The sequence below is a fragment of the Mycobacterium sp. NGS59 genome (genome assembly GCF_059812345.1).
Map to the genome: position 1 here is coordinate 527,855 of NZ_JCALCN010000001.1, position 25,636 is coordinate 553,490.

19 protein-coding genes are annotated in these 25,636 nt (G+C 67.6%); 11 read left to right on the top strand and 8 right to left on the bottom strand.

Annotated features, from left to right (window positions below):
* Positions 1 to 4: 4 nt before the first annotated feature.
* Positions 5 to 2,161, top strand: coding sequence for an excinuclease ABC subunit UvrB (gene uvrB, locus AC5Y46_RS02220; protein ID WP_499944222.1), 2,157 nt, complete (start codon positions 5 to 7; stop codon positions 2,159 to 2,161).
* The gene (locus tag AC5Y46_RS02225; RefSeq protein WP_499989925.1) at positions 2,158 to 3,561 is read left to right on the top strand and encodes an MFS transporter; all 1,404 of its coding nucleotides are present in this window, start codon (positions 2,158 to 2,160) and stop codon (positions 3,559 to 3,561) included. Before uvrB ends, AC5Y46_RS02225 begins: the two co-directional genes overlap by 4 nt.
* Here AC5Y46_RS02225 and AC5Y46_RS02230 read toward each other — a convergent pair.
* A complete protein-coding gene (locus AC5Y46_RS02230) occupies positions 3,550 to 5,139 on the bottom strand; it encodes a mannosyltransferase (RefSeq protein ID WP_499989926.1) in 1,590 nt (529 codons plus the stop codon). The genes AC5Y46_RS02225 and AC5Y46_RS02230 overlap by 12 nt on opposite strands.
* A 190-nt stretch (positions 5,140 to 5,329) precedes the next feature.
* Between AC5Y46_RS02230 and AC5Y46_RS02235 the strand changes: the two genes are divergently transcribed.
* On the top strand, positions 5,330 to 5,770 hold the full coding sequence (locus AC5Y46_RS02235) for a universal stress protein (RefSeq protein WP_499944225.1): 441 nt from the start codon (positions 5,330 to 5,332) through the stop codon (positions 5,768 to 5,770).
* 10 nt (positions 5,771 to 5,780) lie between these two features.
* On the opposite strand, the gene AC5Y46_RS02240 is transcribed toward AC5Y46_RS02235, so the two are convergent.
* Positions 5,781 to 6,458: an MBL fold metallo-hydrolase gene (locus tag AC5Y46_RS02240; protein ID WP_499989927.1), complete on the bottom strand. Its 678-nt coding sequence runs from the start codon at positions 6,456 to 6,458 to the stop codon at positions 5,781 to 5,783.
* A 119-nt stretch (positions 6,459 to 6,577) separates the two neighbouring features.
* Here AC5Y46_RS02240 and uvrA point away from each other — a divergent pair, with 119 nt between their 5' ends.
* Complete coding sequence (uvrA, locus tag AC5Y46_RS02245) at positions 6,578 to 9,487, top strand: excinuclease ABC subunit UvrA (protein ID WP_499989928.1); 2,910 nt, start codon at positions 6,578 to 6,580, stop codon at positions 9,485 to 9,487.
* On the opposite strand, the gene AC5Y46_RS02250 is transcribed toward uvrA, so the two are convergent.
* From AC5Y46_RS02250 to lysX, 5 genes are all read right to left on the bottom strand, one after another.
* Positions 9,477 to 10,361, bottom strand: coding sequence for a DMT family transporter (locus tag AC5Y46_RS02250; protein WP_499989929.1), 885 nt, complete (start codon positions 10,359 to 10,361; stop codon positions 9,477 to 9,479). The two genes, uvrA and AC5Y46_RS02250, sit on opposite strands and share 11 nt — an antisense overlap.
* Before the next feature lie 33 nt (positions 10,362 to 10,394).
* A complete protein-coding gene (locus AC5Y46_RS02255; RefSeq protein ID WP_499989930.1) occupies positions 10,395 to 11,552 on the bottom strand; it encodes a winged helix DNA-binding domain-containing protein in 1,158 nt (385 codons plus the stop codon).
* A gap of 16 nt (positions 11,553 to 11,568) precedes the next feature.
* A complete protein-coding gene (locus AC5Y46_RS02260; protein WP_499989931.1) occupies positions 11,569 to 13,332 on the bottom strand; it encodes a serine/threonine-protein kinase PknH/PknJ in 1,764 nt (587 codons plus the stop codon).
* A complete protein-coding gene (locus AC5Y46_RS02265; protein WP_499944235.1) occupies positions 13,325 to 13,573 on the bottom strand; it encodes a hypothetical protein in 249 nt (82 codons plus the stop codon). Before AC5Y46_RS02265 ends, AC5Y46_RS02260 begins: the two co-directional genes overlap by 8 nt.
* A 92-nt stretch (positions 13,574 to 13,665) precedes the next feature.
* Complete coding sequence (gene lysX / locus AC5Y46_RS02270) at positions 13,666 to 17,001, bottom strand: bifunctional lysylphosphatidylglycerol synthetase/lysine--tRNA ligase LysX (protein WP_499989932.1); 3,336 nt, start codon at positions 16,999 to 17,001, stop codon at positions 13,666 to 13,668.
* A 403-nt stretch (positions 17,002 to 17,404) separates the two neighbouring features.
* Between lysX and infC the strand changes: the two genes are divergently transcribed.
* The 4 genes from infC (at position 17,405) to AC5Y46_RS02290 (ending at position 19,528) form a co-directional block, all read left to right on the top strand.
* Complete coding sequence (infC, locus tag AC5Y46_RS02275) at positions 17,405 to 17,992, top strand: translation initiation factor IF-3 (RefSeq protein WP_499944255.1); 588 nt, start codon at positions 17,405 to 17,407, stop codon at positions 17,990 to 17,992.
* 46 nt (positions 17,993 to 18,038) lie between these two features.
* Positions 18,039 to 18,233 carry a 50S ribosomal protein L35 gene (gene rpmI / locus AC5Y46_RS02280; RefSeq protein WP_499944237.1) on the top strand — a complete coding sequence of 65 codons (195 nt, stop codon included), beginning with the start codon at positions 18,039 to 18,041 and terminating at the stop codon, positions 18,231 to 18,233.
* A gap of 85 nt (positions 18,234 to 18,318) precedes the next feature.
* Positions 18,319 to 18,708, top strand: a complete 390-nt coding sequence (gene rplT, locus AC5Y46_RS02285) for a 50S ribosomal protein L20 (RefSeq protein WP_023373731.1) — start codon at positions 18,319 to 18,321, stop codon at positions 18,706 to 18,708.
* Between the two features lie 10 nt (positions 18,709 to 18,718).
* Positions 18,719 to 19,528 (top strand): TrmH family RNA methyltransferase, encoded by an 810-nt coding sequence (locus AC5Y46_RS02290; protein ID WP_499989933.1) that lies wholly within the window; start codon positions 18,719 to 18,721, stop codon positions 19,526 to 19,528.
* Here AC5Y46_RS02290 and AC5Y46_RS02295 read toward each other — a convergent pair.
* Complete coding sequence (locus AC5Y46_RS02295) at positions 19,481 to 20,524, bottom strand: oxygenase MpaB family protein (protein ID WP_499989934.1); 1,044 nt, start codon at positions 20,522 to 20,524, stop codon at positions 19,481 to 19,483. The two genes, AC5Y46_RS02290 and AC5Y46_RS02295, sit on opposite strands and share 48 nt — an antisense overlap.
* A 216-nt stretch (positions 20,525 to 20,740) precedes the next feature.
* Between AC5Y46_RS02295 and AC5Y46_RS02300 the strand changes: the two genes are divergently transcribed.
* From AC5Y46_RS02300 to pheT, 3 genes are all read left to right on the top strand, one after another.
* Positions 20,741 to 21,646: an adenylate/guanylate cyclase domain-containing protein gene (locus AC5Y46_RS02300; RefSeq protein ID WP_499989935.1), complete on the top strand. Its 906-nt coding sequence runs from the start codon at positions 20,741 to 20,743 to the stop codon at positions 21,644 to 21,646.
* Between the two features lie 256 nt (positions 21,647 to 21,902).
* The gene (gene pheS / locus AC5Y46_RS02305; protein ID WP_499989936.1) at positions 21,903 to 22,946 is read left to right on the top strand and encodes a phenylalanine--tRNA ligase subunit alpha; all 1,044 of its coding nucleotides are present in this window, start codon (positions 21,903 to 21,905) and stop codon (positions 22,944 to 22,946) included.
* Entirely contained in the window at positions 22,946 to 25,444 is a 2,499-nt protein-coding gene (gene pheT / locus AC5Y46_RS02310; protein WP_499989937.1) for a phenylalanine--tRNA ligase subunit beta, read from the top strand. The genes pheS and pheT overlap by 1 nt, the downstream gene beginning before the upstream one ends.
* Positions 25,445 to 25,636: the final 192 nt, after the last annotated feature.

Consider the following 25,636-nt stretch of genomic DNA (forward strand, 5'->3'; position numbering starts at 1 on the left):
TGCTATGGCTTTCGCCACCGAATACCCAGTAGTCGCCCACTCGGAATACCGCGCCGTCGACGAGATCGTCCGCACCGGCGCCCGCTTCGACGTGGTCAGCCCCCACCAGCCCGCCGGCGACCAGCCGGCCGCCATCGACGAGCTCGAGCGGCGTATCAAAGCCGGCGAGCATGACGTGGTGCTGCTCGGTGCGACCGGCACCGGCAAGTCGGCCACCACCGCCTGGCTGATCGAACGTCTGCAACGCCCCACCCTGGTGATGGCGCCGAACAAGACGCTGGCCGCACAGCTGGCCAACGAGCTGCGGGAAATGTTGCCGCACAACGCCGTCGAGTATTTCGTCTCCTACTACGACTACTACCAACCCGAGGCGTACATCGCGCAGACCGACACCTACATCGAGAAGGACAGCTCGATCAACGACGACGTGGAGCGGCTACGGCACTCCGCGACGTCGTCGCTGTTGTCCCGGCGGGACGTGGTGGTAGTGGCCTCGGTGTCCTGCATCTACGGTCTGGGCACACCGCAGTCCTACCTGGACCGGTCCGTCGAACTGCAGGTCGGCAACGAGGTACCCCGGGACGGATTGCTGCGGCTGCTGGTGGACGTGCAGTACACCCGCAACGACCTGTCCTTCACCCGGGGCTCCTTCCGGGTGCGCGGCGACACCGTGGAGATCATTCCGTCCTACGAAGAGCTGGCGGTCCGCATCGAGTTCTTCGGCGACGAGATCGAGGCGCTGTACTACCTGCATCCGCTGACCGGCGAGGTGATCCGGCAGGTCAACTCCCTGCGGATCTTCCCGGCTACCCACTACGTCGCGGGTCCGGAACGCATGGCGCAGGCGATCTCCACCATCGAGCAGGAGCTGGCCGACCGGTTGTCCGAGCTGGAGGGTCAGGGCAAGCTGCTGGAAGCGCAGCGGCTGCGGATGCGCACCAACTACGACATCGAGATGATGCGGCAGGTCGGATTCTGCTCGGGCATCGAGAACTACTCGCGTCACATCGACGGGAGGCCGGCCGGATCGGCTCCGGCGACGTTGCTGGACTACTTCCCGGAAGATTTCCTGCTGGTCATCGACGAGTCGCACGTCACGGTGCCGCAGATCGGCGGCATGTACGAGGGCGACATGTCACGCAAGCGCAACCTCGTCGAGTACGGCTTCCGGCTGCCGTCGGCGGTCGACAACCGACCGCTGACCTGGGAGGAGTTCGCCGACCGCATCGGTCAGACGGTGTACCTGTCGGCCACCCCCGGGCCGTACGAGCTGAGCCAGACCGGCGGGGAGTTCGTCGAACAGGTGATCCGCCCGACCGGCCTGGTGGACCCGAAGGTCGTGGTCAAGCCGACCAAGGGGCAGATCGACGACCTGATCGGCGAGATCCGCAAACGCACCGACGCCGACGAGCGGGTGCTGGTGACGACGCTGACCAAGAAGATGGCCGAAGACCTCACCGATTACCTGCTGGAGATGGGCATCAGGGTCCGTTACCTGCACTCGGAGGTCGACACGCTACGCCGCGTGGAGTTGCTGCGGCAGCTGCGGCTCGGCGAGTACGACGTACTGGTCGGCATCAACCTGCTGCGGGAGGGATTGGACCTCCCGGAGGTGTCGCTGGTGGCCATCCTCGACGCCGACAAAGAGGGCTTCCTGCGGTCCACCCGCAGCCTCATCCAGACCATCGGCCGCGCCGCCCGCAACGTGTCCGGTGAAGTGCACATGTACGCCGACAAGATCACCGACTCGATGAAAGAAGCCATCGACGAGACCGAGCGGCGCCGGGCCAAGCAGGTGGCCTACAACGAGGCCCACGGGATCGACCCGCAGCCGCTGCGCAAGAAGATCGCCGACATCCTCGACCAGGTGTACCGGGAAGCTGACGACACCGACGTCGGGATCGGCGGCTCCGGCCGCAACGCCTCCCGCGGTCGACGGGCGCCGGGGGAGCCCGGCCGTGCGGTCAGTGCCGGTGTGATCGAGGGCCGCGACACCGCGAACATGCCACGCGCCGAGCTGGCCGACCTGATCAAGGACCTCACCGCGCAGATGATGGCGGCCGCACGTGACCTGCAGTTCGAGTTGGCGGCCCGGTTCCGCGACGAGATCGCCGACCTCAAGAAGGAATTGCGGGGGATGGACGCCGCCGGTCTGAAGTGACCTCGACGACGGGCCGGACCGGCAGTTGGCGGGAACTGCTCACCCGGCACCTGGGCACGTCCACGGTGCTGGCCGGCGGCGTGGGGCTGTACGCCACCAACGAGTTCCTGACCGTCAGCCTGCTGCCCAGCGCCATCACCGAGATCGGCGGTGCTCGCCTGTACGCGTGGGTGGTCACGCTTTACCTGGTCGGCTCGGTGATCTCGGCGACCACCGTCAACACCGTGCTGCTGCGCTTCGGCGCGCGGACATCATTTCTGGCGGGACTCGGGGTGTTCGGTGTCGCCAGTGTGGTGTGTGCGGTGGCGCCGAACATGCAGATCCTCATCGCCGGACGCGCCCTGCAGGGGGTGGCCGGTGGTCTGCTGGCGGGTCTGGGTTACGCGCTGATCAACTCCACCCTGCCCAAATCGCTGTGGACACGCGCCTCGGCACTGGTGTCGGCGATGTGGGGCGTCGCGACCGTGATCGGCCCGGCGGCCGGGGGACTGTTCGCGCAGTTCGGGTTGTGGCGGTGGGCGTTCGGCGCCATGGCGATCCTGCCGGCATTGCTGGCGATCCTGGTGCCCGTCGCGCTGCCCGCCTCGGACCCGCGCGACGAGACGGCCCAGGATGCCCGAGTCCGGGTGCCGATCTGGTCGCTGGTGCTGATGGGTGCCGCCGCGCTGGCCATCAGCGTCGCGCAGCTTCCGCGTCACATCGCCGCCACCGCCGGTCTGCTGGTAGCGGCGGTGTTGCTGGTCGGCGTGTTCGTCGCGGTGGACCGGCGCAGCGGCGGCGTCTTGCCGCCCAGCGTTTTCGGCGCCGGGCCGCTGCGCTGGATCTACCTGACCATGGCCGTGCAGATGATGGCGGTGCTGGTCGATACCTACGTGCCGTTGTTCGGTCAACGGTTGGGACATCTGTCTCCCGTCGTCGCCGGGTTCCTGGGTGCCGCGCTCGCTGTCGGCTGGACGGTCAGCGAGATCGTCAGCGCGTCGGTGCAGCAGCCGCGCCGGGTCGGATACGTCGTCGCGGTCGCACCGCTGGTGATGGCGGCGGGTCTGGCCCTGGCGGCGGTCACTCAGCGCGCCGACGCCCCGACCGGTGTGGTGGTGGTCTGGGCGCTGGCCTTGCTGATCGCAGGTACCGGCATCGGGATGGCCTGGCCGCACCTGTCCGTGCGCGCGATGGAGTCCGTCGACGATCCGTCCGAGGGACGCGCCGCTGCCGCGGCGATCAACACCGTGCAGGTGATCTCGGCGGCCATGGGCGCCGGTATCGCCGGCGTCGTGGTCAACAACGCCCCCGGCGGCGAACTTGCCGCGGCCCGCTGGCTCTACGCGGTGTTCACCGTGCTGGCCGCCGCCGGGTTCATCGCGTCGATGAAGGCCAGCCGGCCCGACCGGTCAGCGAGTTGACTTGACTACCTGCGAATAGTGGAATTGCCACCGCTCGACGATGTGGAAGCCCAGATAGCCGGGGAACTGGTAGACCGGGGCGCGCCCGAACGCTTTGCCCGGCGAAAGTGACTGTCCCGCTTCGTGATCCGGGAACGAACTGTCGCGGTTGGTGATCGTCCACAAGGTGGTGCATTTGTTGATCTTGGCGGTCGTCAGCCACACGGCGACGTGACCGTCCCACAACGCACCGACCTTGGGTCCATAGAACCCCCGCTCGACGTCGATCAGGGACCGGAACGCTGCCGGGCGAGTGGCCAGCAGCGCCCGGATCGGACCGGGCCGCCAGGGCACCGTGTTGTCCACCAGCAGGCAGTCGCCCGGCGCGGCGTGCGCGCTGATGACGTCCGCCACCTGGCTGTAGTCCCACCCCTCCTTGGCGTACGGGCCCCGCTGTTTGAAGTAGTAGTTCGGGAATGCGGCGACAGCGAATGCCACGACGAGACCGACGACGAGCCATCGCTTGCGGGCGACCGTGAGGATGCAGACCGCCAGCAGGATGGCCGCGGCGGGTGTGGTGTAGATGAGGTAGCGCGGATAGTAGATCGCCTCGATGGTCGCCGAGTAGATCAGTACCGCGGCCGTCGGAATGGCCACCCACGCGACGCAGGCGAGCACCAGCTGCCGGGTGCCGGCAGGCCCGTAGCCGTTGCGCAGGTGAACGGCGATGGCGACCAGGATGGTGACACCCGACAGGACGGCGAACGGGACGCTGTAGTCGAAGTACTGCCGGTGCACTACATCGAGGAAGAGATTTCGGGTCAGCCCGGCGATCCACCCGACCTGAAATATCTGGCCGTGCGCGAACATCGCGAACGGCGTCATCGCGCCGAGTGCGACCAGCGAGCTGATGGCCAGCCAGATGGCTGGAGAACGGCGAGATCCCTTCGGCACCAACAGCGGAAGCAGCGCGGCGTAGACCGTGATCAACAGACCCAAATTGATGCTGATCAGGATGGACAGCATGAACGTCAGCGCGTAGGCGATCCACCGGCCGGGGCTGTTCCGGCGCAGCGCGGTGACCAGCAGCACCGTCAGCCAGACCGCGGCGGTCACCGACAGCGCCGAGGAGCGAGCCTCGATGCCCGCCCAGGTCACCCGGGGCAGGATGGCGAAGATGACGCCCGCGCACAGCGCCAGGGTCCGGCCCGACCCCACCGCAGCCGGCGGTGCCAACTGCTTGGTGAAGACCACCACCCCGGCGGCGGCGGCTCCCACGGCCAGCGCGCTGGGGACGCGGGACCAGAATTCGGTCGGCGGGAAGATCGCAAACCAGCCGTGCATGAGCAGGTAGTACAGCCCGTGGACGGCGTCGATATGACCCAGCAACTTCCACAACTCGGGCAGGGTGCGGCTGGCAGACGCCGAGATCGTCGCACCCTCGTCGAACCACAGCGACGGTCGCGCGGCCCAAGCGCCGCTGACGAGCGTCGCCAGCGCGGCGATCGCCCACGGGTCGAGAAAGCGGCCCCGCGAATGTGCAGACGGCGCCGGATCTGCGCCGTCTGCCAGGGGATTCTCCACGATCGTCACAGACATGTCGGTGTTCAACTTTAGGTGCCGTGCCGCGCGTCAGTGCGCGGGCATGAGGGTCTGAGATCGTGCGGACGTGATCTGTGCGGCATTCGCGACGGCAGGGTGAGGGCTGCCACGCCGCAAATCTCTCCCATCTACGTCCAGCAACGCGATACTGTCTTGGGTTGGCGGAAACCGACACCTGGGAGGGTAAATGAGCGCCTATCAAACCGTGGTCGTAGGGACCGACGGCTCGGATTCGTCGCTGCGCGCGGTAGAGAGGGCGGCCAAAATCGCCGGAGCGGACGCCAAACTGATCATCGCGTCGGCCTACCTGCCCCAGCACGACGATGCCCGCGCCGTCGACGCATTAAAGGAAGAGAGCTACAAGGTGACGGGCACTGCCCCGATCTACGACATCCTGCAGACCGCCAAGGAACGGGCGCACAACGCGGGCGCGAAGAACGTCGACGAGCGCGCCATCGAGGGTGCGCCGGTGGACGCCCTGGTGCACCTCGCCGAATCGGAGAAAGCCGATCTGCTGGTGGTCGGCAACGTCGGCTTGAGCACGATCGCGGGACGACTGCTGGGCTCGGTGCCCGCCAACGTGTCACGCAAGGCCAAGGTCGACGTGCTGATCGTGCACACCACCTAGAAAGCGGACCTCACCAGCCGCGCTCGCGCCATTCGGCCAGGTGCGGGCGCTCGGTACCCAGCACCGTGTCGTCGCCGTGACCGGGATAGATGACGGTGGTGTCGTCGTAGACATCGAAAACCCGGGTGGAGACGTCGTCGAGCAACTGCTCGAAGTCGCCCGGCTGCCATGTTTTTCCGACGCCACCGGGAAACAGGCAATCGCCGGTGAACAGTTGTGTGACCCCGCCGGTCGCGGGTCCGTCCAGGGCCAGCGCCACGGATCCCGGTGTGTGCCCGCGCAGGTGGATGACGTCGAACGTCAGCTCGCCGATCTGCACCGTGTCGCCATTGGCCAACAAACGGTCCGGCTTGACCGGCAGCGGGTCGGCGTCGATCTCGTGCGCGGCCGTCGGCGCACCGGTTTCTGAGGCCACCGCTTCGAGGGCTTGCCAGTGGTCGAAGTGCTGGTGGCTGGTCACGATCAGCGACACCTTCGGCGCGTATTCTCGGATCAGATCAAGCAGCGTTTGGGCGTCGTTCGCGGCATCGATCAGCAACGTTTCCCCGGTCGCGGAACACGTCACCAGGTAGGCGTTGTTGTCCATAGGGCCGACCGAGGCTTTGAGGATCGTCGCACCGGGCAGCGAGCGCCTGGCCGCGGTACCGGGCTCGACGTGGCCGGTGTAGTTGTCGCTAGGGGCTGTCATACCCGGTCACGCTACTGGCCCGGTGGCTTGTCGGGGCAGACACCTAGCATGGAATACGGCCTGCGCCATGACCGAACCGTCATGGCAGGGCAGCACACGATTTTGCTGAAAGGGGCAGCGTGGCCGACCGCCTCGTCGTCAAAGGTGCGCGCGAACACAACCTGCGCAGCGTCGACCTCGACCTACCTCGGGACGCGCTGATCGTGTTCACCGGCCTGTCCGGGTCGGGCAAGTCCTCACTGGCGTTCGACACGATCTTCGCCGAAGGGCAGCGTCGCTACGTGGAGTCGCTGTCCGCCTACGCCCGCCAGTTCCTGGGGCAGATGGACAAGCCGGACGTCGACTTCATCGAGGGCCTGTCGCCGGCGGTGTCCATCGACCAGAAGTCGACCAACCGCAACCCGCGGTCCACCGTCGGGACCATCACCGAGGTGTACGACTACCTGCGCCTGTTGTATGCCCGCGCCGGCACCCCGCACTGCCCGGTCTGCGGTGAGCGGATCGCGCGCCAGACACCCCAGCAAATCGTCGACCAGGTGCTGGCGATGGACGAGGGCACCCGTTTCCTGGTGCTGGCCCCGGTGGTACGCACCCGCAAGGGGGAGTTCGCCGACCTGTTCGACAAGCTGAACGCCCAGGGCTACAGCCGGGTGCGGGTGGACGGCGTGGTGCACCCGTTGACCGACCCGCCCAAGCTGAAGAAGCAGGAAAAGCACGACATCGAGGTGGTGGTCGATCGGCTCACCGTCAAGGCGACCGCCAAGCAGCGGCTGACCGACTCGGTGGAGACCGCGCTGAACCTGGCCGACGGCATCGTCGTCCTGGAATTCCCCGACGATCGCGACGAACACGACCGGCCCCGCGAACAGCGGTTCTCCGAAAAACTCGCCTGCCCCAACGGGCATTCCCTGGCCGTGGACGACCTGGAGCCCCGGTCGTTCTCGTTCAACTCGCCCTACGGCGCCTGCCCCGAATGCGTGGGATTGGGCATCCGCAAAGAGGTCGACCCCGACCTGGTGGTTCCCGACCCGGAGCTCACGCTGGCCGAGGGCGCGGTGGCGCCGTGGTCGACGGGACACACCGCGGAGTACTTCACCCGGATGCTGGCCGGGCTGGGCGACGCCATGGGCTTCAACGTCAACACCCCATGGCGCAAGCTGCCCGCCAAGGCGCGCAAGGCGATCCTGGAGGGCTGCGACGAGCAGGTGCACGTGCGGTACCGCAACCGCTACGGACGAACCCGCTCCTACTACGCCGACTTCGAGGGCGTGCTGGCGTTCCTGCAACGCAAGATGGCTCAGACCGAGTCCGAGCAGATGAAGGAGCGTTACGAGGGCTTCATGCGGGACATCCCGTGTCCGGTCTGCGAGGGCACCCGGCTCAAACCGGAGATCCTGGCGGTCTCACTGGCGGCGGGGGAGTTGGGACCGAAGTCCATCGCCGAGGTCTGCGAACTGTCCATCGCCGACTGCGCGGACTTCCTGAACGCGCTCACGCTGGGCACCCGCGAGCAGGCGATCGCCGGGCAGGTGCTCAAGGAAATCCAGTCGCGGCTGGGCTTTCTGCTCGACGTCGGCCTGGAATACCTGTCGCTGTCGCGGGCGGCAGCCACGCTGTCCGGCGGTGAGGCACAACGCATCCGCCTGGCCACTCAGATCGGCTCCGGACTGGTGGGCGTGCTCTACGTGCTGGACGAACCGTCCATCGGCCTGCACCAGCGCGACAATCGGCGACTCATCGAAACGCTCACCCGGTTGAAGAATCTGGGTAACACGCTGATCGTCGTCGAGCACGACGAGGACACCATCGAGCACGCTGACTGGATCGTCGACATCGGCCCCCGCGCCGGCGAGCACGGTGGTCGCATCGTGCACAGCGGACCGTATCCAGAGCTGTTGCGCAACAAAGAATCTCTCACCGGCGCTTACCTTTCCGGCCGGGAGAGCATCGAGTTGCCGGCCGTGCGACGACCGGTCGATGCGAAACGTCAGCTCACCGTCGTCGGCGCGCGAGAGCACAATCTGCGGGGCATCGACGTGTCGTTCCCGCTCGGGGTGTTGACCTCGGTGACCGGGGTGTCCGGTTCGGGCAAGTCCACGCTGGTCAACGACATCCTGGCGGCGGTGCTGGCCAACAAACTCAATGGTGCCCGTCAAGTGCCCGGCCGGCACACCCGCGTCACCGGACTCGACCACCTGGACAAGCTGGTCCGGGTCGACCAGTCGCCGATCGGCCGCACGCCGCGGTCCAACCCGGCCACCTACACCGGGGTGTTCGACAAGATCCGCACCCTGTTCGCGGCCACCACCGAGGCCAAGGTCCGCGGCTATCAGCCCGGGCGGTTCTCCTTCAACGTCAAGGGTGGTCGCTGCGAGGCGTGCACCGGCGACGGCACCATCAAGATCGAGATGAACTTCCTGCCCGATGTGTACGTGCCGTGCGAGGTGTGCCAGGGTGCCCGCTACAACCGGGAAACCCTCGAGGTGCACTACAAGGGCAAGACCATCGCCGAGGTGCTGGACATGTCCATCGAGGAGGCGGCGGAGTTCTTCGAGCCGATCTCGGGCATCCATCGCTATCTGCGCACCCTGGTCGACGTGGGGCTGGGGTACGTGCGGCTCGGCCAGCCCGCGCCGACGCTGTCCGGCGGCGAGGCGCAGCGGGTGAAGCTGGCCTCGGAGTTGCAGAAGCGGTCGACCGGGCGCACCGTGTACATCCTGGACGAGCCGACCACGGGTCTGCATTTCGACGACATCCGCAAACTGCTGAAGGTCATCAGCGGTCTTGTCGACAAGGGCAACACGGTGATCGTCATCGAGCACAACCTGGACGTGATCAAGACATCGGACTGGATCGTCGACATGGGTCCCGAGGGCGGTGCCGGCGGCGGAACCGTTGTCGCGCAAGGCACTCCGGAGGACGTCGCGGCAGTGCCGGAAAGCTACACCGGCAAGTTCCTGGCCGAGGTGATCACCTCCGCGCCCATCGCCCCGCGGCGGGGCGCCAAGCGCCGCAAGGTCAGCGCCTGAGCGGCTGGGAAGCTGCCCGTTCGGTCTGAGCGCCCTCGCCGCGGCCCAGCGCGATCGTGGCCGCCAGCATCGCCGCCACCGCGGCCGGCAGTGCGACGAACCCGACACCGTGCACAGTCAGCACCTCGCCCAGCACGACAACGCCGAGCAGCACCGCGACAACCGGTTCGCCGACCAACATGATCGGGACGGACGCCTGCAACGCCCCGGCCTTGAACGCCCACTGCTGCAGCACGGTCACCAGGACCGCCAGTGCGACAAGCAGATACGGCGCCGGGACGGTCAGCAGAGCATGCCAGCCGCCCAGCCCGAACCGGTGGGTGCAGATCTTGGTCAGCACGGCGATCAAACCCAGGCCCACCGCCACCGCGACCCCCAGCGATGCGGCGCGGGTTCTGTCCACGGTGCGGCGCGCCACCAGCACACAGATCACGAAGACCGGCACCACCACGGCCAGCGCCATCGTCCACGCCGGCACGGGTGGCCGGTAGTGCCCTTCCCGGGGTTGGCCCTCCAGCACGAAAATCGCCAGCGCCGCGGTCAGCAGCGTCGCCCACCCCCACTCGGCGCCGGTCACCCGATCTCCGGATCGCCGGGCACTGAGCGGCAGCACGAACAGCAGCGAAGACACCAGCAGCGGCTGCACCAACAGTAGGGACCCGTTCGCCAGCGCCACGGCCTGAAACGCATATCCAGCGACGGCCGCCGCCGTCCCCGCCCACCACAATCGGTCGCGAAGCACGGTCGCAGCGGTAGACGCGTCCTGCCCGGACCGTTGCAGTGCGGCCTGCCGGACGACAATGCCCAGTGCCGCCATCAACGACGCCAGCAACGCCGAACCGATGGCCGCTGCATGCGAAACCAGCCAATCCATGCGCGGCACATACCCCGTGCCGGGGCAACTGACTCAGTGCGCCTTCGACAGCGGCGACGGGAAGCGGGGGCTGACGCGTACGCCGTCCAGCCAAGCGGTGAGTTCGTCGGCGCGCCGCTGCAGTGCGCGCCGGGCGTCGCCCCCGGGATCTTCCAGCAGCTGCAGATGCACGCGCGCGTTCCCGTCCTGACACCAGCCGCCAACGATCCGTCCGTTCCACCACGCGGTCGGGCCGGCGTTGCCGTTGCGGTCGAAAACCTGGTCACGATGTTCGCCCAGGTACCAGTCCCGGTCCGACCACCCCATGGTGGTGGGGTCCAGACCCGGCAACAGCGCGGCCCACGGCGGCGTCTGTTCGGTGCCGAGGTCGTCGGCCAGCGCGTAACCAGGATTGCCGTGCAGATCTACCTCGACCGCACCGATGGCGGCCAGAGCCACCCGGGTCGCCGTCGACGTGGCGCCGAACCACCATTTGAGGTCGGTCATGGTGGCGGGTCCGAACGTGCGCAGCCAGCGTCGGGTCAATTCAGCGCGCGCCACACCTTCGGGGACGGGGTCGCCGGCCTCGACGAACCAATCCTCGGCCCTAGTCCACCGCGGTCGCGACACGGTCCACCCTCCGTCGTTGGGGCCGCGAACGACGTGGCCGTGCGCCGAGAGCACCGTCAGTACCCGGGGGGCCAGCGGAACCGAACCACCCCAACGCTTTCCGGGTGCCGGGTCGTAGCTACCGGCCAATTCGGGCAACGCGGCCCGCAATTCGCTGCTGCTGCACGGACCATGCTCGGCCAACTGACCGAGCACGGCCGCACAGGCCCGGTCCAGCCACGCGTTGCCGTCGGTGGTCACCCCGGCTTTGTGCAGATCGGCGACCAGGCGGCGTCGCTCGTTGGCCGCTACCGCGGCGCTGGCCGCCGATTGCACCAGTGGCAGGTCGTCGGCGTTGACCAACCACAACGTCCGACGCATGGCCAATTGCTTGACCGCAGAACGTCGTTGGTACAGCGACCGATCGAGGTCGGCGGTGACGAAATCCGGACAACGTGCCCACAGCGACAGGTACGGCGTCGCCGGGTCGGTGGCATGCAATCCGACCAGACCGGCGGTGACCCGCGTCGCCGAACCGGGCGTGGCGACGAAATGCCTGCGCGCCAACCGGTTCCGTCGTTCCGCGACGCTGAATTTGCGCATGGTCAGCAGGGTTGGTTCATTTTGGCAATCTGGTGGCCATCTGATTGGCGATCAGCCTGGCCTGGTTGACCGTGTCGGGTGCGCAGACGTTGACGTCGAAGACCACATTGGACACCGCACTGAGCACGTGCTGGCACACCACCGTGCTTGCCGCCAAGTTGCGCTGCAACGCGATATTGGGGGGATTGCCGCTGAGTTCGCGGAACGTCCACTCGGATGGCTTGCCCTCGCTGACCTGAATCACCGTTTTTCCGGCGCAGTATCGCCACGACTCGGCTTGCTCCGTCACGAAATTCAGCGCCTGCTCGGCGGAGGCGAAAATGACACCGCCCTGGACCACCACGTAACCCGGGTTGCTGTTCGGCTTCTTCAGGAGTTGGGCAAGCATCCCGGTGTAGCCGCTGCTCTTGTAGGTGCGGGTCTGGTAGCCGATGAGCGGCCCCAGGCACCGCTCGTCCGACAGCGCATTGTCCGGGCCCGGATCCTTCATCTCGGTCACGTTGTGGTCGACGACCACCCCTGTCGTGCGTACCAGGGCGTCGATCTCCTCGGGCGCCAGCAGCAATGAATCGAGTTGTGCTGCAGTCACTTTCGTCGCGGTAGAGGTGGTGGTGGCGGCGGTGCTGGAGGTGCGCGCGGTGGTGGTGTCGCTGCTGACGGATTGTCCGCCGCCGCTATTGCTCACCGCGACCCAGATGCCGGTGCCGATCAGGATGAGGACCACGAGCAGCGCCGCGGCGGGCAAGAGCCATCGATTGCGGCGAGGTGGGGGAGCCGGGATCCACGCCGGGTGCGGTGGGGCCGCCGGCGCTGTCAGCGGGGCTGTCGGCGGGGCCAATGGCGGCGGCGGGCCGGCCCAGTGCGGGCGCTGCACCGGACCGCTGGGCGGCGGGGCGTGTTGCTGGCTGTGCGCGATCATGGTGGCCGCACGGTCCTGGTCGGGCGCGCTGAGCGCGTGGGCGGCGGCTCGGGCGAATTCTCCGGCGGTCGGATAGCGCTCGGCGGGTTCTTTGGCCATGCCGCGGGCGATGACGTCGTCGAAGGCCCGCGGGACGTTCGGACGTGCCTCGCTGGGTCGTGGTATCGGCTGCATCAGATGCGCCGCCATCAGGGCGCTGAGATTCTGAGTCTGGTAAGGCGGTACGCCGGTCAGGCACTCGTACAGCACGCACGCCAGACCGTAGATGTCGGAGCGGTAGGTGGTCTCGTCGTCGGCGAACCGCTCCGGCGCCATGTAGCGCCAGCTGCCGACCGCCGTCCCAGTCTTGGTGAGCTGCTGATCCGTTGCCGCGGCGGCGATCCCGAAGTCGACCAGGTAGGCGAAGTCGTCGCCGGTGATCAGGATGTTCTCGGGCTTGATGTCGCGATGGATGACGCTGCCGCGATGGGCGGCGTCGAGCGCGGCGGCCACCTGAGTGATGATTGCCACCGCGCGCGGTGGCGGCAGCGCGCCGGTGTGTTCGAGCAGCGAGCCGAGATTCTCGCCCTCGATGAAGCGCATGTCGATGTAGAGCTGGCCGTCGATTTCCCCGTAATCGTGGATGGGCACGATGTGGGGTTCCTGCAACCGCCCGGCGGTGTGGGCTTCGCGTTGCATGCGCCGGCGAAACACCGTGTCGGAGCTGAGTTCCTGGGACATCAGTTTGAGCGCGACGGTGCGGTCTTTGACCGTGTCGTGCGCCTCGTAGACCTCACCCATCCCGCCGCGCCCCAACAGCCGTACGAGCCGGTAGGGCCCGAACTGCAGGCCCGACCGCGAGGTCGGCATGGTGTCACTCATCGGTGCGCATCGACTCCCGGATCTGCGCCAGGCGCTCGGCGGCTGCACGCTGACGGGCCTCGTACTGGTCCTCGACCGAGCGTCCCTCCGCCGTCTCGGCGGCGAGCTCCTCGGCGCCCAATGCGGTTCCGTAACGCGATTCGATCTTCTCGCGCACCGAGTCGAACGTCGGGACACCGGAGCTGTCATAACCGGAATCCGGCGGGGGCGATGCGTCGGCAGCAGGCGGGTGCTCGGGCATGTCCGACACGTTACTTGGGCGCGTCCTGACGATCGAAATACCGCACCATCAGCTGCCAGTAGCGACGGGCCGGGAAACGGTGAGCACTGCGCTCAGTGCGGCTTGGCCAGCGGGAACGGCAGCGTCTCACGGATGCTGCGCCCGGTGATCAACATGACCACCCGGTCCACCCCCATGCCCAGGCCGCCGGTGGGCGGCATGGCGTATTCCATCGCCTGCAGGAAGTCCTCGTCGAGCTCCATCGCCTCGGGGTCGCCGCCTGCGGCGAGCAGCGACTGCTCTTCCAGACGCCGGCGCTGCTCGACCGGATCGGTCAGCTCGCTGTAGGCGGTACCCAGCTCGACCCCCCACGCCACCAGGTCCCAACGCTCGGCGACACCGCGCTTGCTGCGGTGCGGCCGGGTCAGCGGGGACACCGAGGTGGGGAAGTCGATGTAGAACGTGGGCTTTTCGGTGCGTGCCTCGACCAGGTGTTCGTAGAGTTCGAGCACCACCGCGCCGGCATCCCAATAGTTCCGGTAGGGGATCCGGGCGGCGTCGGACAACTTGCGCAGGGTCCGCAGGTCGGTGGCGGCGTCGACGTGCTCGCCGAGCGCTTCGGAGACCGCGTCGTGGACGGTCTTGACCGCCCACTCACCGGAGATGTCGACCGGCTCCAGTCGAGAGCCGTCGTTGATCGAATCGTCCTGAGTTCTGGGCCGCATGGCTGTCTGGGCGCCGTTGGCGGCCTCGGCGGCATTCTGGATGAGTTCACGGCAGCCGTCGACCCAGACCAGGTAGTCGGCGTGTGCCTGGTAGGCCTCGAGCAAGGTGAACTCGGGGTTGTGACTGAAGTCGACGCCCTCGTTCCGGAACGCTCGGCCGAGTTCGAACACCCGCTCCACGCCGCCTACACAGAGGCGCTTCAAGTACAGCTCCGGTGCGATGCGCAGGAACAGGTCCATGCTGTAGCTGTTGATGTGGGTGATGAAGGGCCGCGCGGTCGCGCCGCCGTGCACCTGCTGCAGGATCGGCGTCTCGACTTCGATGAATCCCTTGGCGAACAGCGTCTCGCGGAGCGAGCGCAACACGCTGCCTCGGGCGGTGATCAGCTCACGTGACTCGGGGTTGACTGCCAGGTCAACATAGCGCGTCCGGACCCGGGCCTCGGGGTCGGTCAGGCCTTTCCATTTGTTTGGCAGCGGTCGCAGGCACTTGCCGATCAGTCGCCAGCGGGTGACGATCAACGAGCGGGTGCCTTTGTCGCTGTAACCCATGTGTCCGGTCATCTCCACCAGGTCACCCAGGTCGATCGCCGCGTTGAAGTCGGCCGCACGTCCCTGCGTCAAACGCGAATTGTCCAGCAGCACTTGGATTTCGCCCGACCAGTCGCGCAGATGGGCGAACAGCACCCCGCCGTAGTTGCGCACGCGCAGGATGCGACCGGACACCGAGACGTCGATATCGTCGTCGGCGGCCACGGCTTCGGCGACGGTGTGACTGGGCGGCTGGCCCACCGGATAGGCATCAATCCCGTTGGCGCGCAGCTTCTTCAGCTTCGCCAGCCGGACCCGTACCTGCTCGGGGTCACGCCGTCGCGCATCGTCGGCTTCGGGTAGGTCGTCCACTTGCAGGCCGCTGACGTCGGGCGCCGTGCCGTCGGGATGCAACAGCCCGGTGTCCACCAGCGGCTGCGGCACCGCTGGGTGATGGCCGGTGTGGGCCTTGTCGCGCCGACTGAACGGCAACACCAAAAAGCCCTCGGCGATCACCGACGCGACGCCGACCCGCGGCATCATCCGCGCGTCTTCGTAGCAGGCGTACCGCGGAACCCATTCGGGTTGGTACTTGTCGTTGGAGCGGTACAGCGTCTCGAGCTGCCACCACCGCGAGAAGAACACCAGCAAAGCCCGCCACAACCGCGCCACCGGACCGGCGCCCAGTTGTTCGCCTTGCTCGAACGCCGACCGGAAAACCGCGAAGTTCAGCGAGATCCGGCTCAGGCCCAGGTTCTCGGCATGCAGGGTCAGCTCGCTGACCATCAGTTCGATGGTGCCGTTCGGGGATTCCCGGGAACGACGCATCAGGTCCAGCGAGACGCCGGTGGTGCCCCACGGCACCAGGGACAGCATCGCCACCACTTCGCCGGCGGGGTCCAGCGCCTCCACCAGCAGGCAATCGCCGTCGGCAGGATCCCCCAGCCGTCCCAGCGCCATGGAGAAGCCACGTTCGGATTCGGTGTCGCGCCAGGCGTCGGCCCGTTCGACGGCGCGGGCCATCTCCTCCGCGGAGATGTCGCGGTGCCGCCGGATGCGCACGGTCAGACCGGCCCGGCGGGCGCGTGTCACGGCCTGACGTACCCCACGCATCTCGGGCCCGGACAGCTTGAATTCGCTCGGCCGCAGAATGGCCTCGTCGCCCAGTTCCAGCGCATTGAGGCCCGCCTCCCGATACACCTGCGCGCCTTGCGAACTGGCCCCCATCACCCCGGGTGCCCAGCCGTAGGTCTGGCACAGCTGCAGCCAGGCGTCGACGGCCTGCCGCCAGGCTTTCGGGTCGCCGACGGGGTCGCCGCTGGCCAGGCAGACACCGACCTCGACACGGTAGGTCAGGGCGGCGCGACCGCTGGGGGCGAAGATCACCGACTTGTCGCGGCGGGTGGCGAAGTAGGCCAGCGAGTCGTTCTTGCCCCACAACTCGACCAGCCCGCGGATCGCGGACTCGTCCTCGCCGGTCAGCGCGTTGTCGGCGCGCTGGGACAAAAACAGCACAATGGTGCCTGCGATCAGCGCGAACGCGCCGAACAGCCCGAAGATCGCATTGAGAAAGACCTGCGGACGCCCGGTGAACAGTTCCGGATCTGCCACCCCGAAACCGATCACCCGATTGACGACGTAGGGCAACCGCTCAGATGGCGCGAGGGTACCGGGGAACATCTCCACCAGTCCCCACGACAACAGGATTCCGATGATGCCGCCGGCCAGCAGTACTGCCGTCGCCCGGAACAGAGCCCCGCGACGTACCTTGGCCCAGAATTCCCGATAGCCCAGCACCAGCAGCACGATCGTCACGACGTGGAAGGCGAAGCCGAGGTTCTCGCCGAACGCCTCGGCCGGCGTGTTACCGCCCGCCGCGATGTCCGCGGCGTTCACCACCGCATGGACCACCATGTTGCCGAGCAGCACCAACCAGGCGATGCGTTTGCGCGCGGTCAGCGCCGCGGCCAGCAGCGCCAGCACGAACGACCACGCGAAGCTGGTGTCGGGGAAGTTGAACAAATAGCTGTTGATGAAGACCCGCGGTCCGTGGATGAGCCATCGGATCATCGGCGACAGGCTGGCGAGCAGCGACACGGTTGCGATGACGCCTACGGTCCAACCGGCCGCGGCGGGCAGCCAGTGATACCGCGAAGACGACCGCAGTGGCGCCCGCGGCTTGATGAGTGTCACAAACCGCGAGGATATTCGTTCAAACGGCGAAACTCTTGCCTGCATGGGTTCGAGCCGCCCGCAATTACCGGCCGGGTTGCCCGGGTGGCGCATTGCTGCTGCTAGACTAACCGCGCGACCATCCCGGCCAAGGCCAGGGAAAGTTAAGTGGAGTCCCACTCCCACCGGTAGCCACGAGCAGGCGTCTGTAGCGCCGTCAAGGTTATCTGGTCCGGTCACAGGCATTTTCCGGATGCCTGTTCCGCGCATGGCGCGGGCGACTCGAGTGATTTCGAGCTGCGATCGGTCGGCATTGGGCCCTGCTTGTGCAGGGCTTTCTTGCTGATGGCAGGTGTCCCCGCTACTGTTTCCGGCCGGTCCAGGCATGGACCGCACTGAAATAGAAGCCAACGAGGGAGGCCCCATCAGCACTGAGACCCGCGTCAACGAGCGCATTCGCGTGCCTGAAGTTCGGTTGATCGGCCCTGGCGGAGAGCAGGTAGGCATCGTGCGTATCGAAGACGCACTCCGCGTGGCCGCGGACGCCGATCTCGACCTTGTCGAAGTTGCTCCCAATGCCAGACCACCGGTCTGCAAGATCATGGACTACGGCAAGTACAAGTACGAGGCGGCGCAGAAGGCGCGCGAATCCCGCAGGAACCAGCAGCAGACCGTCGTCAAGGAACAAAAGCTGCGACCCAAGATCGACGACCACGACTACGAGACGAAGAAGGGCCACGTGGTCCGCTTCCTCGAAGCGGGATCGAAGGTCAAGGTGACCATCATGTTCCGCGGACGCGAGCAGTCCAGGCCCGAGTTGGGCTACCGGCTGCTGCAGCGTCTGGGCGCCGACGTCGCCGAATACGGATTCGTCGAAACGTCGGCCAAACAGGACGGCCGCAACATGACGATGGTGCTGGCACCGCACCGCGGCGCGAAGACCCGGGCCAAGGCACAGCGTGAAGGCGAGCCGGGGGCCGCGCCGGCGGACGACGGCAAGCCGTCGGCCTAGTAACTGCCAGTAAGAACCTGAACCAATCAGAGAGAACCGAGGAAACATGCCCAAGGCCAAGACTCACAGCGGGGCCTCGAAGCGATTCCGGCGCACCGGCACCGGGAAGATTGTCCGGCAGAAAGCCAACCGCCGGCACTTGTTGGAGCACAAGCCGAGCAAGCGCACCAGGCGGCTGGACGGTCGCACCACCGTCTCCGCCAACGACACCAAGCGGGTCAACTCGCTGCTGAACGGCTGACGGCGCCGTACTCCACCCACCACCCATACACCTCGGGCCGGCGCCAGCCCCCGACCGATTTGTTTGAACGAGAGTAGGAACACCCATGGCACGCGTGAAGCGGGCGGTCAACGCCCACAAGAAGCGGCGCAGCGTCCTGAAGGCATCGAAGGGCTACCGCGGTCAGCGATCCCGCCTCTACCGCAAGGCCAAAGAGCAGCAACTGCATTCGCTGAACTACGCCTACCGTGACCGTCGCGCCCGCAAGGGCGAGTTCCGCAAGTTGTGGATCTCGCGGATCAACGCCGCCGCACGTGCCAACGACATCACCTACAACCGCCTGATCCAGGGCCTGAAGGCCGCCGGCGTCGAAGTGGACCGCAAGAACCTCGCCGACATCGCGGTCACCGATCCGGCGGCGTTCACCGCGCTCGTCGAGGTCGCCCGCGCGGCGCTGCCCGAGGACGTCAACGCCCCGTCGGGAGAAGCTGCCTGACCTGCGGCCCGTGCTCACCGAGCGTTCGGCCCGGGTGGTCGCGGCAGTCAAGTTGCATCGTCAGGTCGGTCGGCGTCGTGCCGGACGGTTCCTCGCCGAAGGACCCAATCTGGTTGCCGCCGCTGTGCAGCGCGGACTGGTCCGGGAAGTCTTCGTCACCGAGGACGCGGCGAGTCGCCATCAGGCTCTGCTGACCGACGCGCCGACCCATCTGGTGACCGATCGGGCCGCAAAAGCGTTGTCGGACACGGTGACTCCGACGGGGTTGATCGCCGTATGCGAGATCCCTGCCGTTGGCGTGGACGAGGTGCTGGCCGGTACGCCGCGGTTGGTCGCCGTCGCCGTGGACATCGGCGAGCCGGGCAACGCCGGCACGTTGATCCGCATCGCCGACGCCATGGGTGCCGCCGCGGTGGTGCTGGCCGGGCACAGCGTCGACCCCTACAACGGCAAGTGCTTGCGCGCGTCTGCCGGCAGCATCTTCGCGATCCCGGTCGTGGTTGACCCGGACGCTCGCGCCGTCCTGGACCGGCTCAGATCGGCTGGCCTGCGGCTGCTGGCCGCCACCGTCGACGGCGAGACGGCCCTGGACGAGGCCGATCCGCTGCTCACTCGGCCGGCGGCATGGCTGTTCGGGCCCGAAGCCCATGGTTTGCCGACGGACATCGCCGACCAAGCGGATCATCGTGTCCGCATCCCGATGGCCGGGGGAGCGGAGAGTCTCAACGTTGCCGCGTCGGCGGCAATCTGTCTGTACCAGAGTGCCCGCGTGCTACGCGGCGCGAGTGCGTCCCCGCGCGGGCCGCAGGCCGGCAATTGACAGCGTGTTGTGCACCAGCGAACCCGCGCGTTCCATCAGCGCGCGAGCCGGGTCCAGCGGAGATTTGGGGCGCGGCGGGAAGTAGTGCATGGGCAGGCCGCGACGGTCGCGCGGCGGTGCCATGAAGGCCGGCGCCTCGACCAGCGGCGCATCGCTGCGGATCCGTCCCTCCGAGCGACGGTAGGCGGCCAACGCGCGCGGATGCAGGCGAATCTCGTCGGGCACCGCCAGAAACGCGAGTTCGACGAGTTTGCCGAACACGCGCAGCAGGATCTCGTCGCCGGGCGTCCAGCGCATCCCTGCCTTTTCCCGCACCGCGGGCTCGAACAGTCCGGCAGCGATCCAGCGCTGACCTGCGACCAGCGGCTTGAAAATCTGGTCCCAGACCGGGGTGGGCATCAGCACGAACTTCGGCTTGGGGATCCGGATGTTGAAGATGTCCAACACCGCCTGGTTGATCTCGAGTTCGTCGCGACCGACCCGCTCCCAGTACTCCTGGAATTCCTCCCACGAATTGGGCACCGGTCGCATACTCATCCCGTACATCCGGTACCACTGCACGTGTTCGTCGAAGAGCTGACGCTTCTCGGCTTCGGTCAGTCCGCCGCAGAAGTACTCGGCGACCTTGACGACCAGCATGAAGAACGTCGCGTGTGCCCAATAGAAGGTCTCGGGATTCAGCGCGTGGTAGCGCCGGCCTTCGCCGTCGACTCCCTTGATGGTCGCGTGATAGCTCTTGATCTGTTTGCCGGTCTGGGACGCGCGGTCGCCGTCGTAAACCACCCCCATGATCGGGTACACCGACCGGGCCACCCGCTGCAGGGGTTCGCGCAGCAGGATCGAATGCTCCTCGACGCCCGCACCCAGCTCCGGATACATGTTCTGGATGGCGCCGATCCACACGCCCATCATCCCGGTGCGCAGGTCTCCGAAATACTTCCAGGTCAGCGAGTCGGGCCCGAGGGGGTCAGCCGCTGTCGTCGTTATGGCAGTCATCACGGCCTCCAAAGCAGCTTCCCAAAGCAGCTAGTGCGCTCACGATAAACGGTGACAACACGCGTTGTCCAGAACATCCAGATGTGTGTCCGGCCTGTGTTATGCACTCTCCACAGCACCGCCGCAGCGGCGTGATCAGCAGGTTTGCCGACGTTTTCGACACGTGTGGCACAGACCTCGTTGCCGGGGTCAGCCGAGACCGCCTAACCTGACCGGGTGGAGGACGGGCCAGACGAACCGCAGCCCGGGGGGTCCGGCGCCACCGCGACCGCGCTGCAGGACGCCCCACGGCGACGGTCTCCGGCCAAGTGGCTCAGCAGCACCAACCACAGTCCCGGCGTGATCGGCTTCGTCAAGCGCGCACGACGGCTGCTGCCCGGCGACCCTGAGTTCGGCGACCCGCTGTCCACCGCCGGTGAGGGTGGGCCGCGCGCAGCCGCCCGGGCCGCGGACCGGTTGTTGGGGGACCGCGAGGCGGCGTCGCGCGAGGTCAGTCTCGGCGTGCTGCAGGTGTGGCAGGCGATGACCGAAGCCGTCTCGCGCAAGCCCGCCAACCCCGAGGTGACGCTGGTGTTCACCGACCTGGTGGGGTACTCGGCATGGTCGTTGGAGGCCGGGGACGACGCGGCGCTGGCCCTGCTGCGCCAGGTGGCCCGCGCCGTCGAATCCCCGATGCTGGACGCCGGCGGGCACATCGTCAAGCGCATGGGTGACGGGATCATGGCCGTCTTCCGCCGTCCCGGCATTGCGGTGAAGGCCGTCTGCGCCGCCGAAGAGGCCATCAAATCGGTTGAGGTGGACGGATATACGCCGCGGATGCGGGTCGGGATCCACACCGGGCGCCCGCAGCGGCTGGGTTCGGACTGGCTGGGCGTCGACGTCAACATCGCGGCACGTGTGATGGAGCGCGCGACCAAGGGCGGCGTCATGATCTCCAGCCCGACCCTGGACCTGATTCCGCAGAGCGAGCTCGACGAGTTGGGCATCACCGCCAGGCGGGCGCGCCGGCCGATGTTCTCCAGCAAACTCACTGGCATCCCGCCGGACCTGGCCATCTACCGCCTCAAACCCGGCAGGGATATGTCGGGCGGCGATGGGACGGACAAGAACGACGCCAACTGAGAGCCACCATCCCGCGGCGGGTCGACGATCGGCGTGGGTGGCGCACTGGTGGGTGTCGATAGCGCCTCGCCAAGCGGGGAGACCGTTCGCGAGTTTCGACCGGTCCCCGACAGGGGCGGCACCGCAGCGGTGACTAGGATCGACAGTTGCGTCGTCGCCGTGCCCTGAGCCCACCTGGCGACGATGCGGGCCGAGCCCATCGCGCGGGGTAGCCGGGCAGCCCGACCAGCCCCGTCAACAAGGAGAGTGCCGCCGCGTGGGTGATCAACCCGTCGATCTGTCGCCGGAAGCGTTGACCCAAGCGGTCGAGGCCGCCCGGCAGGCCATCGCACGCGCCGACAGTCTGGAAGCGCTCGCGCACACCAAGACCGAGTACCTCGGTGACCGGTCGCCCCTGGCGCTGGCCCGCCAAGCACTCGGCGCTTTGCCCAAGGACGAGCGCGCCGACGCGGGCAAGCGGGTCAACGTTGCCCGCGGTGAGGCTCAGCGCTGCTACGACGAACGCCTCGCGGTGCTGCGTGCCGAGCGCGACGCGGCGGTGCTGGTCGCCGAACGCATCGACGTCACGCTGCCGTCAACCCGGCAACCGACCGGCGCGCGGCATCCGATCACGATCCTGGCCGAGCGCATCGCCGACACGTTCGTCGCGATGGGTTGGGAACTTGCCGAGGGCCCGGAGGTCGAGACCGAACAGTTCAACTTCGACGCGCTGAACTTCCCGCCCGACCATCCCGCGCGCAGCGAGCAGGACACCTTCTACATCGCGCCGGAAGGCTCCCGGCAGTTGCTGCGCACCCACACCTCGCCGGTGCAGGTGCGGACGCTGCTGGAACGCGAGTTGCCGGTTTACATCATCTCGATCGGGCGCACCTTCCGTACCGACGAACTCGACGCCACCCACACCCCGGTCTTCCACCAGGTGGAGGGACTCGCGGTGGACCGCGGGCTGACCATGGCGCATCTGCGCGGCACCCTGGACGCGTTCGCGCGCGCGGAGTTCGGTGCGCTGGCCCGGACCCGGATGCGCCCGCACTTCTTTCCGTTCACCGAACCCTCCGCCGAGGTCGACGTGTGGTTTGCCAACAAGAAGGGCGGCGCGGACTGGGTGGAGTGGGGCGGCTGCGGCATGGTGCACCCGAATGTGTTGCGGGCCGCCGGGATCGATCCCGATGTCTACTCCGGCTTCGCGTTCGGGATGGGACTGGAGCGAACCTTGCAGTTCCGCAACGGAATTCCGGACATGCGTGACATGGTCGAAGGCGACGTGCGGTTCTCCCTGCCGTTCGGGGTGGGCGCCTGATGCGCGTCCCGTACAGCTGGCTGCGCGAGGTGGTCCGCGCCGGTGCCCCGGACTGGGATGTCAGCCCCGACGAACTCGGGCAGGCGCTGGTGCGGGTGGGGCACGAGGTCGAAGAGGTGCTCGCGTTGGGTCCGGCCGAGGGGCCGCTGCGGGTGGGCCGAGTGTCCGAGATCGAAGAACTCACCGGGTTCAAGAAGCCCATCCGCGCGTGCCTTGTCGACGTCGGCGGCGACGAGGATCAGGAAATCGTCTGTGGTGCAACAAATTTCGCGGTGGGCGACCTGGTCATCGTGGCGCTTCCCGGGGCCACCCTGCCCGGGAACTTCACCATTGCCGCCCGTAAAACCTACGGGCGCAACTCCAACGGCATGATCTGTTCGGCAGCCGAACTCGGCTTGGGCACAGACCATTCCGGAATTCTGGTGCTGCCACCGGGAACCGCCGAGCCCGGGGTCGATGGTGCCGCAGTACTCGGCCTGGACGACGTGGTCTTTCACTTGGCCATCACGCCGGACCGCGGGTATGCCATGTCGGTGCGCGGCCTGGCCCGCGAGATCGCCTGCGCGTACGACCTCGATTTCGTCGACCCGGCTTCGGTTTCGCCGTTGCCGGCCGACGGCGAGGCCTGGCCACTGGTGGTGGACCCCGACACCGGTGTGCGCCGTTTCGCGCTGCGTCCGGTCACCGGGATCGACCCCGCCGCGGTGTCGCCGTGGTGGCTGCAGCGACGACTGCTGTTGTGCGGAATCCGCGCTACCGCACCGGCCGTCGACGTCACCAACTACGTCATGCTCGAGCTCGGTCACCCGATGCACGCTCACGACCGGGCGCGCATCACCGGGGGCTTCGCGGTGCGCTTCGCCCGTCCCGGCGAGACCGTCGTCACCCTCGACGACATCGAACGCAAGCTCGAACCCGTCGATGTCCTCATCGTCGACGAGGTCGCGACGACGGCGATCGGCGGCGTCATGGGCGCGGCCAGCACCGAGGTGCGCGCCGACTCCACCGACGTCCTGTTGGAAGCGGCGGTGTGGAACCCGGCCGCGATCTCGCGCACCCAGCGCCGACTCCATCTGCCCAGCGAGGCCGCCCGCCGTTACGAGCGCGCCGTCGACCCCGCGATCTCGGTGGCCGTGCTGGATCGCTGCGCGCGGTTGCTGGTCGACATCGCCGGGGGCACTGCCGAACCCACCTTGACCGACTGGCGCGGTGATCCCCCGGTCGGCACCTCGGTCTCGGATTGGGCCGGCTCGCCGATCCGGATTCCCCCCGACCTGCCGGACCGCTTCGCCGGCGTGTCCTACCCCGCGGGCACCACGGCCCGGCGACTGGCCCAGATCGGTGCGCAGGTGGAGTCGGACGAAGCCACTCTGACCGTCACGCCGCCGAGTTGGCGCCCGGATCTGGTGCAGCCCGCCGACTTGGTCGAGGAGGTGCTGCGGCTCGAGGGTCTCGAAGTCATCCCGTCGGTGCTGCCGGCAGCGCCGGCGGGTCGCGGACTCACGCCCCAGCAGCGGCGTCGCCGCGCGGTCGGCAAATCGCTGGCGCTGTCCGGCTACGTCGAGATCCTGCCGACGCCGTTCCTGCCGGCCGGGGTGTTCGACGTCTGGGGCCTGCCCGCCGACGATCCCCGCCGCAATACCACCAACGTGGTCAATCCGCTGGAAGCCGACCGTCCGCAGCTGGCCACCACACTGTTGCCAGCCCTGCTGGAAGCGCTGGGGCGCAACGTATCCCGCGGTTTAGGCGATGCCGCGCTGTTCGCGATTGCGCAGGTGGTCCAGCCGACCGAACAGACCCGCGGCGTCGAGTTGATCCCGGTCGACCGCCGACCCACCGACGCCGAGATCGCCACACTGGACGCGTCCTTGCCGCGCCAACCGCAGCATCTGGCAGCGGTGCTGGCCGGACTGCGCGAGCCGCGCGGTCCGTGGGGGGCGGGCCGGCCCGTGGAGGCCGCCGATGCGTTCGAGGCGGTGCGGGTCGTCGCGCGCGCCAGCGGCGTCGAGGTCGTCTTCCGGGCGACGCAGTACCTGCCGTGGCATCCGGGCCGGTGCGCCGAGGTACTGATCGCCGACACGTTGATCGGGCACGCCGGGCAGTTGCATCCGGCTGTGATCGAGCGCGCCGGCCTGCCGAAAGGCACGTGCGCCATCGAGTTGAACCTGGACGCGCTACCGATAGCGGGAGTGCTGCCGGCACCGCGGGTGTCCCCGTTCCCGGCGGTGTTCCAGGACGTCAGCCTGGTGGTGCCCGATGACGTGCCCGCCCAAGCGGTAGAGGACGCCGTCCGCGAAGGGGCCGGGGAGTTGCTCGAACACATCCAACTGTTCGACGTGTACGCCGGAGCCCAGATAGGCGAGGACCGCAAGTCGCTGACGTTCGCGCTGCGGTTTCGCGCCCCCGACCGGACACTGACCGAAGACGACGCCAGCGCGGCCCGCGACGCCGCGGTTCGCTTCGCCGCCGAGCGGGTCGGCGCGGTACTGCGTAGCTGAAAACGTCCTGCCGGCTCACTCGGCTTGCCGCTGGCACCGGCGTTTCAGGCAGCAGGGTGATAAGGCCGGTCCAGTTATCTGTAATGGTGCCAATCGCGGCAAATCGGCCCCGCGTTTGTGAGAGTTGGACTTAGGCTGCGTTTCACCCTGACCTGATTCAGGTGCACTTTGCCAGAAGCGAGGGAAGCTGAA

Coding starts and splice junctions, on each gene's coding strand:
- uvrB (WP_499944222.1), top strand. CDS start 5: ATGGCTTTCGCCACCGAATACCCAGTAGTCGCCCACTCGGAATACCGC.
- AC5Y46_RS02230 (WP_499989926.1), bottom strand. CDS start 5,139: ATGTCTGTGACGATCGTGGAGAATCCCCTGGCAGACGGCGCAGATCCG.
- AC5Y46_RS02235 (WP_499944225.1), top strand. CDS start 5,330: ATGAGCGCCTATCAAACCGTGGTCGTAGGGACCGACGGCTCGGATTCG.
- AC5Y46_RS02240 (WP_499989927.1), bottom strand. CDS start 6,458: ATGACAGCCCCTAGCGACAACTACACCGGCCACGTCGAGCCCGGTACC.
- AC5Y46_RS02250 (WP_499989929.1), bottom strand. CDS start 10,361: ATGGATTGGCTGGTTTCGCATGCAGCGGCCATCGGTTCGGCGTTGCTG.
- AC5Y46_RS02255 (WP_499989930.1), bottom strand. CDS start 11,552: ATGCGCAAATTCAGCGTCGCGGAACGACGGAACCGGTTGGCGCGCAGG.
- AC5Y46_RS02260 (WP_499989931.1), bottom strand. CDS start 13,332: ATGAGTGACACCATGCCGACCTCGCGGTCGGGCCTGCAGTTCGGGCCC.
- AC5Y46_RS02265 (WP_499944235.1), bottom strand. CDS start 13,573: ATGCCCGAGCACCCGCCTGCTGCCGACGCATCGCCCCCGCCGGATTCC.
- rpmI (WP_499944237.1), top strand. CDS start 18,039: ATGCCCAAGGCCAAGACTCACAGCGGGGCCTCGAAGCGATTCCGGCGC.
- rplT (WP_023373731.1), top strand. CDS start 18,319: ATGGCACGCGTGAAGCGGGCGGTCAACGCCCACAAGAAGCGGCGCAGC.
- AC5Y46_RS02295 (WP_499989934.1), bottom strand. CDS start 20,524: ATGACTGCCATAACGACGACAGCGGCTGACCCCCTCGGGCCCGACTCG.
- pheT (WP_499989937.1), top strand. CDS start 22,946: ATGCGCGTCCCGTACAGCTGGCTGCGCGAGGTGGTCCGCGCCGGTGCC.